The sequence below is a fragment of the Bacillus sp. FSL K6-0268 genome (assembly GCF_038005425.1).
Lineage (GTDB): Bacteria > Bacillota > Bacilli > Bacillales > Bacillaceae_G > Bacillus_A > Bacillus_A thuringiensis_S.
In genome coordinates, this window is sequence record NZ_JBBOTF010000001.1 from 733,409 (window position 1) to 751,309 (window position 17,901).

Below are 17,901 nucleotides of genomic sequence, written 5' to 3' on the forward strand. Positions count from 1 at the left end.
TCTATTCATTTCAAAAATAACATAGATTATAGTGTATCATTTTAGTATAGTTCTTTAAAGTCAAATCCAGATTGCTAGAGCAATCTGGATTTTCAACAAATACTTTCCTTATATTTTTGAATTGCTAAATATTTTTACTTTGAAAATCCTTGTATCTAAATGTATAATTATATAAAAACAAAAATATAGGAGCTACATTTATGGAGAAAGTACTTACTAATTATAGACATTACTTAAAAAATTGGAGATTTATATTTATTTGCATACTACCTGTTATCGCCTTATTCGTTACTTTCTATGTCATCTTCGAACTACTGTTTCATCAAGATTTCTACTTATCTAACTTAATTTCTGCTATCATATTATTTTTAATATTTACTAATGTTAAAGATAAATTTAACATTAAAGGCTAAAGAACATTATTTAAAAATAGCCCTTTATTCTTGCATCCTACTATAAAATAAGGCTTGCAGTAAATTTTTACAAAAATAAGAGCACCCTGCAATTGGATGCTCTTATGTGATTAGAGGTTTTTTCTGAGTATTAAGTAGGACACGAAGATCTTGTCCTACTACATAATATATGCTTGTACTTATTATTTCGTGCATATATTATGCACCATGTTCAGGTACTTAATATATGCATAGTCATTGCTAAAAAAATCTACTCAAATATTCACTATACAATTTCATATTTATAAATTAAAAAACATCCATTGGGGATGTTTTTTATCTAACGATTTTAAGCTTCCATAAACTTAGCCGGTACACCAATTTTCTCAACTACAGAAGATATATTAGTAGGATTAATCATTACATTTTCAATACATACTAATTTATTTTCTAATATCCCATTCTCTGTAGTAATAAGTTCTTCAAACCGATCTAAAGTCATTGAAAATTTGTGTTCACTTCCACCATTCATACTAACTTTTACATACTTCATAGTGTCACCGCCTTTCATAATAATTTACATTTCGACAAGAAGGCGCTTACACCCTTTTTTATTTACTCTTGGATTTCTCACGTTTACATATATTTTGAGAAAAGAAACTACTATTATTTACTCACAAAATTATTACTAATAAGAAAGATAAAGATAAAAATGCACAAAGTGGAATATATAAACCAGTATCCATTCTAGCAAAGTGCGTATCTTTTTGTCGTTTAAAGATACCAAAATAATTAAACTCACCAATTACTCTAATAGAAAAGACGCTCATACAAATCCAGGAACCGACTTGAATAATAACATTAGGAACTGCAAAATGAACAATATTTGCTTGTTGCAACAAAATTATCGCTGCCATACTTAATAATAATGCAATGAACAATGTCATTCCGGCACGAGGTGTAAACGCCTTTTCCCCTGATTTAGTTGGTATAACACTATTTGTCCCCCAATTACCTCCGAAACCCCAATATACATGTAAAAAGCTAACTAAGAATAATATACAAGCAGATATATATGTAATGATAAGCATTTTATCCTCCCCTTATTTTATTTAACTTCTCACCTATAAAATATGCTATCCCCCCTCATTAGCAACCTTTATTTAATTACATAAAAAAACCGTAATGATTTATCAATATTAAGATAAGTCATTACGGGGTTATTAAACTTCATTATGCATTAAACCTATTTCTTCGGCGTTCCATCCTTGTTTGACCTTGAACTTCATTTTCTTTGTATGGATCTATTTTCTCTGTCATTTTATATGTTGCAACTGGTTCTTCGTACTTATGCTCATGTATCTTTTCTGGAATTTTACTTTTAGATTCTTTCCCACCAAACTTAAATAGTTTCATCTTTAATTTCGGTAATCTCGGAAGACGAATCTTAAATGATAATTTTTTGCGTTTCTTTTTTGGTCCAAGTAGATTTATATTTTCTTTATTATTATCTTTCTCTTTGCGGTGAATGAACATCGCAAGTAATCCTCCTAATACAAGTCCTCCAATTAATAGTAATATATATACATAATGGCTTGTCATTAAACTCGTCATGCGTTCAAGTATGACTAACGACTGTACTTCTTTTATATCCCATAGTAAAGCGGCCCATAATGAGAATAATCCCAAAGTAAGTCCATATGTACGAAAACGAAATAAACATGGAATTAACGCGACACATGCAGCAATTTTCGCATTTGCTATGATTGAGCTTGTTGTAATATCCTGATGCCAAATAACTAACAGTAATGTTATAAATGGCGCATACGCTATCCAGCTGCATATACGTGAATACATCTTTTTAGCAAAATAACTACCGAAACTAGTAAAAAATAAAAGCCCTCCAATATATACAGATTGTTCTAGAGGGATTTGCTTTGTAAGTCCTGCAATTGGAAAGAGGACGCTCAGTAGCATTAAGAGCACATCTAATTTCTTCACCATTCCCCATTCCTTTCAAATTTTTTCAATTAATAAAAATCGCTTTTCCATTTGGTATAGTTTTTGTATTTCTAAAAAACATATTAATCCTGTCTGCACATAAAGTAAATATGTAAACGAAAAGATACTTGACAAATGATATCCTTATTTGCATAAAAAAATGACAAATCCTGATCGATATAACGAGCAGGATTTGTTTACTAGTATTTAAAGTAGAATAATTGAATCTTTCTTTTCTACTTTTACTACATCTACATCCAATTCATCATCAAATTCTTTAAATTCTCTTGCATCTATGTCAGTAATATAACTCTTTATTACTTTCTCCATATGTACGGAATATGTCATGTGTACATTCTTTTTCGAAAGCATACTAGAATTACAGCACATGTAATGTATCATTTTAGCGATATAATCCCTTTCTACAGGTTTTACACCTAATGGTAGAATTTCAATTATATATCGCTGAAAAACTTCACTACAATTAAGTGAATATTCACCAGCGCTATAATACATCCCTTTTTGATCTGCATATAAGCCTATTCTATCTAGAGCATCATCACATTCTATTACACCGTAGCTTGGTACATCAAAACCTGTATTTATTCTAATAATATTTAAGTTGGGAACCTTTAATACCTCTGGAACAATATTAGGTAAAATATCTGTATTAATTTCTTTATTTTGTAACTCTTTTATCCAATATTTTCTCAAATTTGCATCTACAATGAAGTAAACTTGTTCATTTTGTTCTTTTGCATATTGTACAATTTCCATTAATGTTTCGAAAACATATTGTTTAAAAAGAGCCCCCATATCATTTCTCTTTGATGGTTGTGATAAAAATGCATTATGTTTATTTATATTTAATAATACGTAATCAATCTTTTGCCACTCTGTATTCCCATATAATTTATATAAAATTTCTTTTCCTTTTATTTTTGAAAGAATAGGTAAGAAATCAAATTTCGATATTCGTTCAATTGATAAATTAACATATGTACAAGGTAAATTTATCTTATTCCAACTACGCTTCAAAAATCCTTTTTGTTCTAATAGACTAAAAACACTATTTACAATTGTTTTACGAGATACACTTTGGCCTATAAATAAATTAATAAATGTTGAAATACGATTTGTTCGTGCAAATCCCTCTCTAATGATTTGTTTTGGATCAATTTTTTCGCGTCCATCACAATTTTTCATTGCGATTAATGCTAATGTCGCATCACTGCGCTCACCCGCGGTAGCATAGACAGCTTTCGTAACATCATCTACAAGATTTGTTTTATATTTTTGACAATATTGCATTTTATATGGATTTTGTAACACCTTTTCAATATTGTATCTCACAATCTTTAATAATACTGGGAAATCTGTATTCAATACAAAAGAATTTTCACCAATTTTAGTCAAAACAATTTCGCTATCAAGTAATACTTGTTCTATTTCCAGCGCTATATTTTCAGACCAAACTTCTAATGTTAATGTCTCTAATCCTTTTGGTGCAAATAAAGGAAATAATTCATTTTTGTTATTTGTTGCTACCTTTTTACATTCTGGAAGTATTGTGAAATAAGAGAATTTACGCTGGAATTCTTTAAATAAATACTCTCTTTCCTTTACTTTTATACCTGGTTCTATTTTAGTACCTTGGACTTTATATATTCTTTCATTGTATGGAAATAACACCCTTTTATTTTCCCCGACAATATAATCTTTCGGATATTGGAGAATATGGTCTAAATCCAAATCTCCACCTATTTGAAAATCATCTTTTAAATTTCTAAATATCTTAATCCATTTCATGCCGGTTGTAGCTTGTTGCATTTTTAGTTTTACAAACCGTATTTTTTTATTATTTGATGCAAACTCTGGGGTAGAAATCAATATCATCCCTCGTTTTCGTCTGAAAAGTAAAGGAATATCTGGATGATTATATTCTTGATAAAATCTCCGAATCCCTATTGAAATATTTAATAATGGAGCGTTCTCACCACCACGGGTTATGCATTCGAATCGATATACATAGGAGAAAAAATCTTGTGTTTTTTCATCTTTTATTGGCCCTGACATCGCCTCACAAATATTTTGTGATCTAAGAGGAGAAAAATAGATTTCTTCTGCATTTGTATTTTCTAAATATATAGGACGCTCACAAAAAATATGTGAGATTAAAGCGGGCACCCACTTAGAATACGTTTCATTATCATGTAGTACTGGCAAATTAGAAATCAAATCGGATTGCCATTCATATTTTGGTGGCTCTACTAATTTATTTGGTTTCCAATCATGAATAATCTCATACCAACTTTGAAAAATATAATTGAGCTGCTCTTGTTTAATAGGTTCTTTTGATACAATCCATGGTGTATTTTCATTTAATACGTACGGATTATGCTGAATAAACAATATATCAGAAAACATATCATACAGTCTTTCATTCAAACGTTTCAACTTACTCGTTAATAAAAACGTCTTATAATGTATCTCTACGATGTCCAGCCATTCAATAGGAAAGTATATAAATGATACCTTTTCATTTAAAAGAGGTTCTACTATATTTTCAAATGTTAACAACCTTAATTTTTTCATAAAATGATTCTTTCCTTTCTTCAGTTGTCTTGATTATCAAAAAGCTAGAACAAAAGTTACTTAATCTAATCCATTTAAACAAAGTATTTAAAAGAAAAGTAAAAACTATCTACATAAAACATTATCAAACCGACTCTTTTAAAAATTAAAAGTAATTATTATCTACAACACCTCTTAGTATTCGTAATTTAATACATCTAAATTATATAATATATATAATATATTGTACTTATCATTTACAATAACTTTACAGAAAAACCAAAAAAGAACACCTTAAATCGGTGCTCTTTTTACAAATATCAAGCGTTATGTAGTTGAACATATAGATAACATGAACCCTCCAAATGAAATTACTCCTAGTAAACCTACTATAAATCCTGTTAAACAAATACAATCAGCAAGACAAATAGAAGACTGCGATAATGGAACGAATGACCTACTTGTACTCGACCCATATTGTTTTATTTTTTCATAATTCATATCTAACATTAAATGTAGACATGTTACACCATCCTCAATAGTATGTAGAGATTCTTTTTCTAATCGCTCCAATAATTTACTATCAAAAGAAACTGATAGAGGATACTGCTTATCTAATTTTATATTTTGATAAATTAGTTGCAAACGAGATAATATATTATTTTTCTTCTTTTCAGATGTTACTGTACATTTCATATTATTAAATTCATTTAATAACAGTGTCAATTCATCTCTTTTTCCGTATAAATCTTTAGCTATTTTTCTCTTTACTTTATAAGAATGGAAAATAGATTTTAGTTCAACCATATTCATACACTTCCTAATTACATATTATTTACCCAATTATTTTATAGATAAACAGTACTTTTTAATCTTATTTAAAATACACTCAAGCAACTTATTTTACTATCGATTAACATTACATTAACCTTACACGGTTGTAATAAAATCATTAGCTAGAAGGAAGCAATGCCCAAACTAGACAGATATTTAATGATAAAACCATAAGAAAAAAACAATGATTAGATTTTAAATCTAGTCATTGCTTTATCCATCACATCTTGATTACACCTATATATCTTATTGTTACTCTTTCACTTGAATGATTGAATATATCCATTAATAATGACTATATTCTTTGTCGGCACGTACATATATAAAACTAATGTTTTTTAATTGATAAGGTGAAACTTTAATTAGCCCTCATCCATCGGGCTTTTATGGGCAGCCGGCCACCTAACTTCTCTTTGCTCTCGCTGAATTTTTTTAGGGTCTTACTGCCCGGCAAATAGCAGGATAAATACAATCAATATTCATACGTTATAATAGTACCAGTAGTATCAGTAGTACCACTAAAACCATCAAAACAATTAGAGCAACCGCCACAACCTCCGCAACCAAAACAACCGAAGCAACCAATACAACGGAATCCGCCACAACGACCTCCGCCACAACCCCCACAACGACCACAACCCCCACAGCGACGAGCAGCATCTTCAATATAGTAATATGGATATTGATTTTGCTGGTCCCAATAGACAATATTTCCAGATCGGTAATCATTAAGGCTTAACGCTTGTATTTCTTGTTGAAACTGATTCATTTTCATAACCTCCGTTTATAAAATACAACCTCATTGATGCTTCCCTATATTTCTGTTCGTTACATCTAAGTAGAAATAGCGCTATAAACTAAGTTCAATACGTACACCAACAAAGTATGACTTATCACTAGATGATGCACCTTGTTCATATACCTATTTTTACTATGGGCTCATTTTTATAAATAGAAATTATAAAATATAAATTCTAGCGTCATATCTTCATACTTACTAAGCTCAATTAATTTCTCAATAATCACGCGGACAAATCCTATATATTTCCATATATCACTTAGATTTTCTTGTACTGTAAATGCCTTTGCTATAACACCTCTAAGTAACCGGTTTCTATGACGGTTAAGAAATTCCTATAAAGAAAAAAGCCCTAATTAGGGCTTTTTATTCTATTTCTCCAGCAAAGCTCTCTATGAAATTTCTAATGGAAAAAAGACACACTTAGATTGATGCGTCTTTTTGTGATGCCTCTTTTGTGAAATCATATAATGCAATTGCGCCTAAAAGAACAAGTATACCTTGAGGAACATCTAGTAAAATAGTTTTCCAAATTTCTGGAATTACCCATTTAATATCTGTTGCTGTTTCAAGATATGTTTGGAAATAGCTGATTGTAAAATTAATTATCCCTAAAAATACAAACAACGATAAACCAAATCGAATTAATTTCTTATTTGTAAACATATAACACCTCTCAAAATTCATTGGATATTCCTGCTTTTGCTTCTTTATATTTCCATATCTCTATATTTGATTTTAACACACAAAGAACTCAAAAAAATACAATATGCAAATTTGCATATTGTATGAACAGCACTTCATGTTAACTTAGAAATTCCTGCAAAGAAAAAACAACTCCGTTACAGCTAACAGCTCGGGTTTCTTTTCTTATTTAACTTCATACCACCAACATTTACGTTCTTTAATTGTAAAATAAATGTGACAGAAGTTTATCCAGTTAATGCGTAGACAATTAAATGAGCTAAATTATCGATATTCTATTTCACCATATTCGTAGCACTAATGACTTTACGCAAATTTGACAAGAAAAAATATAGAGATAGGTATGATCCATACCTATCTCTAACATTACTTCTATTCTTTATCCAATTACGTCTTTTACGTCTGTATCCACTGGCCACTTTTCTAATGTATAAGCCATTTCCCAAAATGAATATTCATATTGACTGCTAATAATAAAATGCTGTTTCATACGCTTGCGGTCTGCCTCTGTTACTTTTTCAGCAATAGTATCTAACCGTGTAATTTGTTCTTCAACTAGCGTACGGAACCAATCAGATCCATAAGCAGAAATCCATTCGTTATAAATTGGCTCTTCCGGCTGACATTCTTTTAAACGTTCCCCAATTTCGTAATACAACCAATAGCAAGGTAAAATTGCTGCAATGATATCTCCTAAATGCCCTTCATACGCAGCACGATACATATGTGAAGTATACGCATATGCAGTTGGCGCAGGAATAAAATTATCTTTTTCTTCTTTTGTTATCCCTAGCTTTTTAGCAAAATTCTCATGTAAAGATAACTCGGCCTCATATGTATTTTGAGCATGATGTGCCATACGAGCTGTCGTCTCTAATTCAAGAGCTTTTGCAGCTCCTAAAGTTTGTACTCTAGCAAAATGACTCAAATAATATGAATCTTGAAGCACATAATAGCGAAAACTAGCTAAATCTAACGTTCCTTCACCAAGTTTTTTTACAAAAGGATGGTTAAAACTCGCTTCCCAAATTGAATCTACTTCTTTACGTAATGATTGTGAAAAAGTCATTTAAATCCCTCCAATAATGTATAAAATATAAGTATTTATCCACAATTATTAAAGCTGTAAAATAAAAAAACTTTCTTTACAGGCGTAAAGAAAGTGAAATTGACAGTATTTATTTACTCATTAAATAGCAACGTCTTTCCCACTTCCCTACGCTGGCATTAACCAGATCAGGTACTAAGAGTCTCAAAATCACATTTAATCTCAGCCTATAAAAGGCCCCCCTAGTGGATAAATATTTTGTTTTTATAATGTATTCATCATAGCATACTTCGTGAAACTGTCAAAAGAATTAGTTATATAATCCCCTTAAAACCCTTCTTCTTTTCTAACTTTTAATGATGTTTCAATAATCATATCTAATAGTTTGCTATAACTAATTCCCGCTGCTTCTGCACTTTTTGGCAATAAACTTGATTGTGTCATCCCTGGTAATGTATTAATTTCCATTACATATGGAATTCCATCCTTCACCATCATATCAACTCTTGCATAAACACTACATTTTAATGCTTTATAACAAGCCAGTGACGCTTTATTTACACGTTCATTAATTTCCGCTGGAAGTTCGATAACTTCCTCAACTGTACTAGTATCATCATATTTTGCATTGTAGTCAAAGAACTCGGCTGCATGTCGAATTGAAACTATAGGTAACTGTTTTCCATCCAGAATGGAACATGTAATTTCATCACCTTTTATATACTTCTCAATTACTACTTCAGAATCCCATTCAAATACAGTTTCTAGCATTGAGATCAATTCATTTTTATTGTAAACGATTTTCACCCCGACACTCGATCCGCCAGAGTTTGGTTTTACCACTAATGGAAATCCTAACTTATCTAACTCATCAAGCTTTAGATCCTCCATTTTTGTAAGTTCAATCCAATCTGGTGTTTCTACACCTTCATAACGTAAAATCTTTTTCGAAATATTCTTATCCATACATATACTACTAGATAACATATTACTTCCGCTATAAGGAATCCCTAAACTCTCCAGTGTTCCTTGAACTGTCCCATCTTCTCCATATTTCCCGTGTAATGCGAGCAACGCAAAGTCAATGTCTTTCGCTTTTTCAATTAAATCCATTTTTTCATTTAATGTAATTGGGAGTATTTCATACTTATTTTTATCTAAATGAGCAATCATTTCATTCCCTGTCATAATTGAAACTTGTTTTTCAGACGATACCCCGCCCATAATAACACCGATTTTCATTTTCTCAACTCCAAATTTCATTTTTTAATGTATCACCAATTATTTTAATTCCCCGAACTATTTCTTCTTCTTTCAAGCGCGAAAACCCTAATCGGAAAGTGTTCGCCCCTTCTCCATCAGAGTAAAAAACATCTCCAGGTGAAAACGTAACGCCTTTCTCATAACACTTTTGTAAAAGTGTGCGGGCATTCATATGCTCTTCTAGCTCTATAAATAAATGAAGTCCACCATCTCCAGTCATTCTTTTGAAAGGAATGAACTGATTACACGCGCCGACAGCTAACTCATATTTTTTCTTATAAACCGATCTTGCCTTTTTTAAATATTTCTCAAAATATCCCTCATGTAAATATTGAAATAGAACCGCTTGATCTAACGTAGATGTGTGGATTGTTCTTGCTCTTTTTACGCTTTCTAAATAATGAATCAGCTCTTTATCTGCAATAATCCAACCTACACGTAAACCAGGGAAAAGTACCTTTGAAAAGCTACTAATATAAATCACATTATTGCCAGCTCCAGCAAAAGTTAATAAGGGAGCTAAATGTGAACCTGAATAACGTAATTCTTCATTAAATCCGTCCTCTATAATAGGAACCTTATATTTCGAGAATAACCTCATCAATTCCGTTCTTTTCTCTGAACTCGTAACAATACCGGTTGGATTATGATAAGAAGGAATTAAATAAGCAAAATCAAAATCTTTTTCACGTAAGCTTTTTTCAACTTCATTCGTATCAATACCATCCTCATTCATATCAATCCCATGAACTTCAAGTCCATGTAAACGGAACAGCTTTAGTGCAGCGTGGTGAGTTGGATTCTCACAAATGACACGACCGGATTTTTTTGATAAAGAAGAAAGTACAATATCCAATCCTTCTGTAAATCCATTTGTAATTAGAATATCTTTATTCGAAATGTCTACACCTTTCATTTCCATGTAATGAAGTAAATAATTCATTAACGGTTTATATCCCTTTGCATATCCGTAGTTCAATACGATGTCCCCTTCAATGGACATACGAGTAAGAAAAGCTCTTTTGAAGTTTTCAACATCAAATAGCTTCTCATCCGGGGCTATACTATTAAAAACAATCATTCCCTTTTCCCAACGAACACCATGTTTCATTAAATCTAATTCATCCGCTAATGCGGTCACTGTATTAAGTTTATTTTTCCAATCTATTTCAACAGACGAAGTGTTAGATATATCTACCTTCGCAACAAAGTTCCCTTTTCCTTTAACTGCATAAATGAGTCCTTCTTGCTCTAAATCTGCATAAGCAGCAAGTACAGTGTTTCTACTCACACTTAGTAATTCACTTAGTTCCCTTGTTGATGGGATTTTTTGATTCCCGAGCAAGTGCCCTTTCATAATCATCTTCTTCAAATAATCTTTCAATTGAATATAAACGGGACGATCTTTAACAACTTTAAAATCCTTAAACAATTCCTTACCCCCTGCAATCATTTTTGCATATTTATTTCATTCACAAAAGGTCCACGACATATGTATTTTTTATAAAGGGCGGTACGGTCTTACAAGTCTTTTCGATATAAGTTAATTACATCTTTTAAAGCTGCAGCTGCAGCGCCTCGTGGATTAGAAGCCCCACCAATTGTAGTAACTTGTCCCATCGTATCTGTAAAGAACGTAATTCCTTTTTCGGTCCCATTTACTTTTGCTAACGGATGATCTTTTTCTATTTCGCACGGTTCAACATTTAAATTCACATTGCCACCCTCATCCTTATATATTGATGCTATTAATTTAATAATTTTATGTTGTTCCTTAGCATTTTGTATTTGTTGTTTTGTAACGTGCTCGATTCCTTTTATATGTATATCAGTAAGTGTTTTCTCTGTTTCCATTAAGCTGTTTGTCAAAAGTAACAATTTACACGCACTATCTGAACCACTTATATCTAATATAGGGTTTGTCTCAGCAATTCCTTTATTTTGCGCTTCTTTCAGTGCTTCTTCAAATGTCATATCTTCCTCATACATTTTCGTAAGAATATAATTAGTTGTTCCATTTAATATTCCTTCTATTTTTTCAATACTGCAACCGGCTAAACTAAATTGTCCGATATCTAGCGTCGGTAGTGCAGCGGCTGTTGCACCGCTATATCGAATTCGTACATTTACGCCTCTTGCTGCTTCATTTATTTCTCTCCAGTTTGTAACGAGTGCACCTTTTGAAATTGCTACTATATCCATCTGTTTCTCAATCGCTTGTTTCATATATTGTTTCCCTGGATTTCCATCTTTAAGATTTGTAACTGTTGATTCTACCAATACAGTACCACTTATGCTAGTTGTTGCACGTTCCTTCGGATGATACTCTAAATATTTTTCAATTGCAGCGGTACCGCCACCATACATCAATAAATGATGAAGAGATAAGCCGTCTTCATTATGTATTGCAATATTTCTTCCTAATACGCCACTTACAACTAATTGAATCCCATATGTTTCATATATATATGAATACTTTTCATTTAATAATTTTATAAACTCTCTGCCTACTGTTCCGTATCCTGATAATACAACTTGAATCTTCATAATATCCCCCCATATTTTTCTACCAAACCCCTCTTTCAATATAATATAAAGCGCTCTCGAATTCCATCGAGAGCGCTTTATTATTACTTATTTCGGTAAACGTGATAGCTTTTCAGCAATTGTTCTATAAAACTCTTGAATGCTAGAAAAACCTAACGAGTCTGAAACACTTAATCCTACCATGTCGAGATGATCCCAATTCGCTTTCGTTTCGATATGATTCCATTTTCCAACCTGTAATGACTCATGATTATTTACAGCAACATTAGAAATTGGTGCAATCATAGAATTGGTATTTACTACACCATCATTTTGCCACCAAGAAGTATCAACTAACGGACGGTTTTCTTCATATCTCGCATAAGAACCTAAGAAAAATGCATTCCCCATCAACACTTTATTCATCGTTATATGAGGCAAATGTAAACCTGTAATAGGTGCTGCTTGTGATGCATGTCCACTATAAGATAAGTAATAAACATCCGGTTGCGTCTTTACCCAATTATTTAACTCCTTTGCACCATCTGTACTTAAATCCCATTGACTTATATCTTTTGTATTTTTCCAAAGTGAACTATTTAGAATACGATTACTATATTGGAAAAAGGACTCTCCAGCAATCTTCTTTATACCCCATTGATCCAATTTAAAATCATATAAAGATAAATTATTGTTTCCTCCAAAGCTCGCAGCTGTAATGAGTAAATCTTTAACGAACGGCAGCAGAAGACTACCATCCGCAAGTGTTGTACCGTTGTGAGGGGTTGCTAATGTTGTAACACTATGAACATATGATTTTCCGCCTTCAAATAGTGGTGATATTTTGGTGTCTGGGTGATTTTTCGCATAATTCTTTTCTTCAAAACTACCTTCTTTTAATAGCTGTACTAATGTTCTAATCGTTTGTCCACCCATGCTATGCCCAACTAAATGAACTTTATTTGTTTCACTCCAATTCGGCGTAAAACCACTATAAGTTCTGCCAAAACGATTATGTCCATGTTTCTCAGCATGCGAGGCACCATAGTCTACTGTGCCACCGCTAATTTGCGCATACAATTCACATGCACGATCCCAGTTACTAGAAACAGGTCCAACAGCTGCGGTATGTACCGTATAACCATTTCGTTTCAAATCTTCCTGTATATCATGAACACCACCCCAATACTTTACGCCAAGCATTTCTTCTCTACCCCATCCAGCAAATCCATTCACCAATATGATAGGATAATTATTTGGTTGCCTCTCTTCAGCATATGATATTTTCGCTACGAATGAACATAAGGTCACTAATGCGAAAAAACATATTTTTAAAAATAACTTCCCCATACTTTCTCCCCCTAATAAAACGTTTACATTTTTCTTCTAAAAATTAACACAATGTTTTAACAACTTAAACATAATGTAAAGTATTTTATATACGTTGTATATATAGAAAACATATACAATTGTTGATAAATATTAATTCAAGTGAACATTTACTTTTTACAATACAACTTGTAAATCTGTTTATTTGAATTTATAATTAGATATAGTTTCCTCATGTTAAAAAAATTTAAAAACCATAAGAAAACTAATCTCATTGCTTGAAAAGGAGGAAAAAGCATGCAAATCGGATCAAATATTCATACATTATCTCAACCTACTAAAATAACTCCATCTACTCTTGAGCATAATACTATCTCTTCTACTAAACTGGAAAGTAAGAAAGTAAATGATCCTATCAAGTTTGATATTCGTTCATCTGAAAAAGAAATGAAACAGCCTGAGCATAAATTTAATGAATTAGATTTATGGAAGATGTTAAAGGATAAAGGTGTTCCTTTATGGATCATCCTTGAAATGCTACAAAAGGCTCGTAAAGAAAAAGAAGCCCAAAATAATTCAGTTCAAAATTCAAATGCGATTGAGGAAACAAACGAGACTCGATTAAATGAAGTAATGTAAAGCATAATATTTGATTGGTCTACAAACTAAAAAGAGTTCGGGGGTGATAAAGTTTCTATCAACCTCGAACTCTTTTTTTATGATTTTTCTCCAATCGTTACAAACTGGAAAGATACTTTTCCTTCCAAACCTTTAATTAGTTTATTTACTTTAACATTTTCATTAACCAATGTATTATCTGTCGACATTTTAGGTTTTTCGTCACCTAGAGATTTTTTCAAATGAAGAAGATGCATTTTCATTTCATTTGCCTTTATTTCTTTATACACACTATTTTTTGCTACAATCATATACCATTCCGTTGAATATTTACGATTGTTACCTATCCAGGCATCACTATCGTATGTAACAGGAATCTCTTCCCCTCCTATTTTAATACTTTTCATAGTCTTATCGTCTTCACTTGTAAATAATAGTGACCCTTCTTTTGGGAATTTCGGTAACGTATCTATAATATAATTGGAGCCATTATCTTGTTTTCGAAAAAGTTTTTCTTTAATCAATGCTTGTGCTGTAGATTCATTTAAAATTAAGACATTTCCATTTCCAACTTCCCCTTTTTTCACAGAAAACACTTCATTTTCTTCCGTAATTTCCTGATAACGATTAATAATTGGTGAAATATTATTTTCATCTCCAATAATTAATACACCGTTTGCAGGAAATGAGTTGTCCTTTTTAGAACATGCACTAAAGCTTATTAAAAGTATTATAGTTAACATAAAAATAGTTAATATTCTTTTCATCACGATTCCTTTCATCATACAGTTCATTTTTCCACATACTTTAGTGTAGTCTTACAAGCTAATAAATTCTATTGCTCCATAACCTTATAAAGCTTTTGCAGGTAACGCCAACGGGTTATAAAGAAATATAAAACTTGTATACATATAAATGAAATTAAAATAACGATAGAGCTATTTATGATAGAAAAATCGACTAATTGCTGTAATGCTATATAAGCAACTACAGTATGAATCACTGCAACGAAAATTGGTAAAAAGAACATTAATAATAACTGCCTCGTTACAACTTTTTTCAACTCACCTTTACTTAATCCCATTTTCGAAATCATTTTATATTGCTGTTGGTCGCGATCCAAATCTGTATATAATCGGAAATAAATAAAACTAGCGGCGAATGTAAAGAAGACGATTCCAACTAAAATACTTACCATAAGTAATAAACCATTCTTTTGCTTTGCTTCCAACAAGTTTAATGTTAAAGCTTCAAAGTAGAAATCTCTGTCCCTAAGATTTTTATCGAATATACTCTTTAATTGATTTGAAATCTCTTTCGTTTTTATCCAATCATCTACAACAAATCCGTAAGTACGATATGGAATTTCTTTATTAACTGGGTCACTAGTAAGAGGTATTCCATCATATACCTGATCTTGAACAGCGATATAAATAGTTCTAGAATCATGTGGTAAAACTAAATTTTCTACAGCTTTTTTCACATGAAATGTCTTTGTCCAGTCACCTTGAATGACTTCTATATTCTTTTTATACTCGCCATTTTTAAATTCTTGTTTTTGTGATACGACTCCAGGAATTAATAAAATTTCATCTTCTTTTTCAATTGTTTCTTGTTGATAGCCTAGTGCTTTAGCAAGATCGTTGTATTCACTTAACTTCATTACATTTACGCCATTTTCTGTGTATATATATGAAGATGAAGCCATTCGATACGGAATATTAGCATCAGAAAGGTGTTTTTTTATAATAGAAAGATTTTTATTCAATACTTTGTCATTTTCAAAACTTCCATACAAAAATGTATACGGATTTGTCATCCTTACCAAATCCCTATTTCCAATTGCGGCTGTTGTACCAATTGCTGTAAATGCAACTGCTGAAACAATAGATACTATAAAAAACATCGTTGCATTATCTTTCATACGGTAAATTAATTCAGAAAATGTTAATATATTTGTTCTCTTTAAAAAGAAAGATTCTCTCCTTTTAGCAAGGTGCAGTATATACACGCTACACTGTGTATATAAAAAGTACGTTCCTATAATTACTAGAAGCACACCTATTCCAAGCGTAATAAAATTGGTACTTGGTATGAAGCGAAATACTGAAAAATATCCATACCCTATACTAATTAAAGAAAGTATCGATAATAAAACTGAAGATTTCGGTTCAGGTTTTGGCTTTTCCTCTGCTCGAATAAGTTCCACAAGTTCCGTTACTTTTATCATTTTAAATGTAAATAATGAAACAATTAAAAACAAGAAAAGAAATGTAATAACTGTTAATAATACAGCCTGCACTGGTATATAAAAAGGTAAACCATTATTAATCATTAATACACTTGCACTTATCAATAAGACTAGTTTAGAAAATATAAGTCCAATGAAAATCCCTATACAAATTGAACCAAGTCCAATCAACATATTTTCAATTAATAATAATTTCTTAAGCTGTCTCATTGACATACCTTGCATCATTAAAATACCAAATTCTTTCTTACGCGTTTTTAAAAACGAACTAACTGAATATAGAATGAAGAAAAATGAAAATACAAAAATCAATCCTTGCGAAACTGAAAATCCCAATGTACCAAATGCACTTATTGTTGCACTTGTCGATTTCAACTCACCTTGTAAATCAGGATGAAATAATAAAAGAGCATACGTAAAGAAAATCATAATAGAAAATGCACTACTTAAAAAATGGGCAGCATATGTACGCTTATTGCGAAAAATATTATTAAATGCGAACTGACGAAAAGTCATGCCTTTTCCCTCCTAACAAAGAAAGGACATCCATAATCTTTTGATAAAAAGTTTGCCTACTTTCACCACAATAAATTTCGTTATATAGTTGACCATCTTTAATAAAGATTACTCGGCTGCAAAAGCTCGCTGCATACGGATCATGTGTAACTAACATCATCGTTGCTTTTTCTTCTTTATTTAGAGTATCAAGCATCTCCATTACATCATTTGAAGATTTAGAGTCTAAATTCCCTGTTGGTTCATCTGCAAGTAACAATTGCGGCTTATGAACGATCGCACGAGCAATTGCTGTTCTTTGAGCTTGTCCCCCTGATATTTCAAACGTTCTTTTACTCAATATATCTATAATGTTTAATTTCTGTGCAATCTCTTCCACTCGTTTGTTCATATCTTGCACAGAAACACCATCTAAAGTCATCGGCAATACGATGTTTTCTTTTACAGTAAGTGTGCTAAGAAGATTAAATGATTGGAAAACAAATCCTAATTGTTTTCTGCGAAATAACGCTAATTCTTCTGATGATAATTGGAAAGGATTTGTACCATTAATAAATATTTCTCCCGATGATGGAGAATCAATAGTAGATACCATATTTAATAACGTTGTTTTCCCACTACCTGACGGGCCCATAATTCCTACAAATTCACCTTCTTGAATTGATAAATCAATATCTACTAATGCTTTAAAAGGTACTTTCCCTCTATATACTTTACTAATACTATTTGCCTGCAAAATTTCCATTTATATTCTCCCTTCATTTCCACCGCTCACTATAGAGTGTAAATGAATTGTCTTACAGCTCATATTGATTCATCTTTCATTTATCTTACACGCTTGTAAGATTTCTAAAAAAACTGATAACAAACCTATTTTCAATCTATAAACAAAGCATATCTATCTTATAATATTTGCATATTGGTTTGAATTACAATGCTATTTTCTAATCTTTATTTTATTAATATGAAAAGACCGATTTTTATCGGTCTTTTTACTTTCAAATATTATATTTTAACTGTTGTATGTAGTTAAAGCATATTTGAG

The 17,901-nt window shown here is 31.5% G+C and carries 17 protein-coding genes, 1 pseudogene and 1 riboswitch; of the genes and pseudogenes, 2 read left to right on the top strand and 16 right to left on the bottom strand.

Annotation, left to right across the window (positions count from 1 at the left end):
• Nucleotides 1-200: 200 nt before the first annotated feature.
• The gene (locus tag MHI28_RS03740) at nt 201-413 is read left to right on the top strand and encodes a hypothetical protein (RefSeq protein WP_000416837.1); all 213 of its coding nucleotides are present in this window, start codon (nt 201-203) and stop codon (nt 411-413) included.
• Nucleotides 414-741: 328 nt separating this feature from the next.
• On the opposite strand, the gene MHI28_RS03745 is transcribed toward MHI28_RS03740, so the two are convergent.
• The 13 genes and pseudogenes from MHI28_RS03745 to MHI28_RS03805 form a co-directional block, all read right to left on the bottom strand.
• Nucleotides 742-945, bottom strand: a complete 204-nt coding sequence (locus MHI28_RS03745) for a hypothetical protein (RefSeq protein ID WP_000878369.1) — start codon at nt 943-945, stop codon at nt 742-744.
• A gap of 121 nt (nt 946-1,066) precedes the next feature.
• Complete coding sequence (locus MHI28_RS03750) at nt 1,067-1,483, bottom strand: DUF3995 domain-containing protein (RefSeq protein WP_000905579.1); 417 nt, start codon at nt 1,481-1,483, stop codon at nt 1,067-1,069.
• Between the two features lie 142 nt (nt 1,484-1,625).
• The gene (locus tag MHI28_RS03755; RefSeq protein ID WP_043311782.1) at nt 1,626-2,393 is read right to left on the bottom strand and encodes a DUF3959 family protein; all 768 of its coding nucleotides are present in this window, start codon (nt 2,391-2,393) and stop codon (nt 1,626-1,628) included.
• A 207-nt stretch (nt 2,394-2,600) separates the two neighbouring features.
• A complete protein-coding gene (locus tag MHI28_RS03760; RefSeq protein WP_086413281.1) occupies nt 2,601-4,988 on the bottom strand; it encodes an RNaseH domain-containing protein in 2,388 nt (795 codons plus the stop codon).
• 306 nt (nt 4,989-5,294) lie between these two features.
• Nucleotides 5,295-5,780 (bottom strand): hypothetical protein, encoded by a 486-nt coding sequence (locus MHI28_RS03765; protein WP_002082715.1) that lies wholly within the window; start codon nt 5,778-5,780, stop codon nt 5,295-5,297.
• 209 nt (nt 5,781-5,989) lie between these two features.
• Nucleotides 5,990-6,121: pseudogene (locus MHI28_RS03770) on the bottom strand (site-specific integrase); the annotation flags it as partial.
• Nucleotides 6,122-6,273: 152 nt separating this feature from the next.
• Nucleotides 6,274-6,576 (bottom strand): heterocycloanthracin/sonorensin family bacteriocin, encoded by a 303-nt coding sequence (locus MHI28_RS03775; protein WP_340827625.1) that lies wholly within the window; start codon nt 6,574-6,576, stop codon nt 6,274-6,276.
• A 447-nt stretch (nt 6,577-7,023) separates the two neighbouring features.
• The gene (locus tag MHI28_RS03780; protein ID WP_002162787.1) at nt 7,024-7,287 is read right to left on the bottom strand and encodes a DUF3937 family protein; all 264 of its coding nucleotides are present in this window, start codon (nt 7,285-7,287) and stop codon (nt 7,024-7,026) included.
• 397 nt (nt 7,288-7,684) lie between these two features.
• Nucleotides 7,685-8,374, bottom strand: a complete 690-nt coding sequence (gene tenA, locus MHI28_RS03785) for a thiaminase II (RefSeq protein ID WP_000144509.1) — start codon at nt 8,372-8,374, stop codon at nt 7,685-7,687.
• Between the two features lie 127 nt (nt 8,375-8,501).
• A riboswitch (TPP riboswitch) is annotated at nt 8,502-8,607 on the bottom strand.
• A gap of 73 nt (nt 8,608-8,680) precedes the next feature.
• Nucleotides 8,681-9,595, bottom strand: a complete 915-nt coding sequence (locus MHI28_RS03790; protein WP_002162788.1) for a D-alanine--D-alanine ligase — start codon at nt 9,593-9,595, stop codon at nt 8,681-8,683.
• Nucleotides 9,596-9,599: 4 nt separating this feature from the next.
• Nucleotides 9,600-11,048 (bottom strand): MocR-like pyridoxine biosynthesis transcription factor PdxR, encoded by a 1,449-nt coding sequence (pdxR, locus tag MHI28_RS03795; protein WP_000471637.1) that lies wholly within the window; start codon nt 11,046-11,048, stop codon nt 9,600-9,602.
• 89 nt (nt 11,049-11,137) lie between these two features.
• The gene (locus tag MHI28_RS03800) at nt 11,138-12,163 is read right to left on the bottom strand and encodes a homoserine dehydrogenase (protein WP_000701766.1); all 1,026 of its coding nucleotides are present in this window, start codon (nt 12,161-12,163) and stop codon (nt 11,138-11,140) included.
• A gap of 87 nt (nt 12,164-12,250) precedes the next feature.
• Nucleotides 12,251-13,492, bottom strand: a complete 1,242-nt coding sequence (locus MHI28_RS03805) for an esterase/lipase family protein (RefSeq protein ID WP_000517058.1) — start codon at nt 13,490-13,492, stop codon at nt 12,251-12,253.
• A gap of 276 nt (nt 13,493-13,768) precedes the next feature.
• On the opposite strand from MHI28_RS03805, the gene MHI28_RS03810 reads away from it, so the two are divergent.
• A complete protein-coding gene (locus tag MHI28_RS03810; RefSeq protein ID WP_001165517.1) occupies nt 13,769-14,110 on the top strand; it encodes a DUF3914 domain-containing protein in 342 nt (113 codons plus the stop codon).
• A 77-nt stretch (nt 14,111-14,187) separates the two neighbouring features.
• On the opposite strand, the gene MHI28_RS03815 is transcribed toward MHI28_RS03810, so the two are convergent.
• Genes MHI28_RS03815 through MHI28_RS03825 form a run of 3 tightly spaced genes read right to left on the bottom strand, consistent with a single transcriptional unit; the run spans nt 14,188 to nt 17,601 of the window.
• Nucleotides 14,188-14,871, bottom strand: a complete 684-nt coding sequence (locus tag MHI28_RS03815; protein ID WP_232299574.1) for a lipoprotein BA_5634 family protein — start codon at nt 14,869-14,871, stop codon at nt 14,188-14,190.
• 53 nt (nt 14,872-14,924) lie between these two features.
• The gene (locus MHI28_RS03820) at nt 14,925-16,856 is read right to left on the bottom strand and encodes an ABC transporter permease (RefSeq protein ID WP_000144146.1); all 1,932 of its coding nucleotides are present in this window, start codon (nt 16,854-16,856) and stop codon (nt 14,925-14,927) included.
• The gene (locus MHI28_RS03825; protein WP_000404444.1) at nt 16,831-17,601 is read right to left on the bottom strand and encodes an ABC transporter ATP-binding protein; all 771 of its coding nucleotides are present in this window, start codon (nt 17,599-17,601) and stop codon (nt 16,831-16,833) included. The genes MHI28_RS03820 and MHI28_RS03825 overlap by 26 nt, the downstream gene beginning before the upstream one ends.
• Nucleotides 17,602-17,901: the final 300 nt, after the last annotated feature.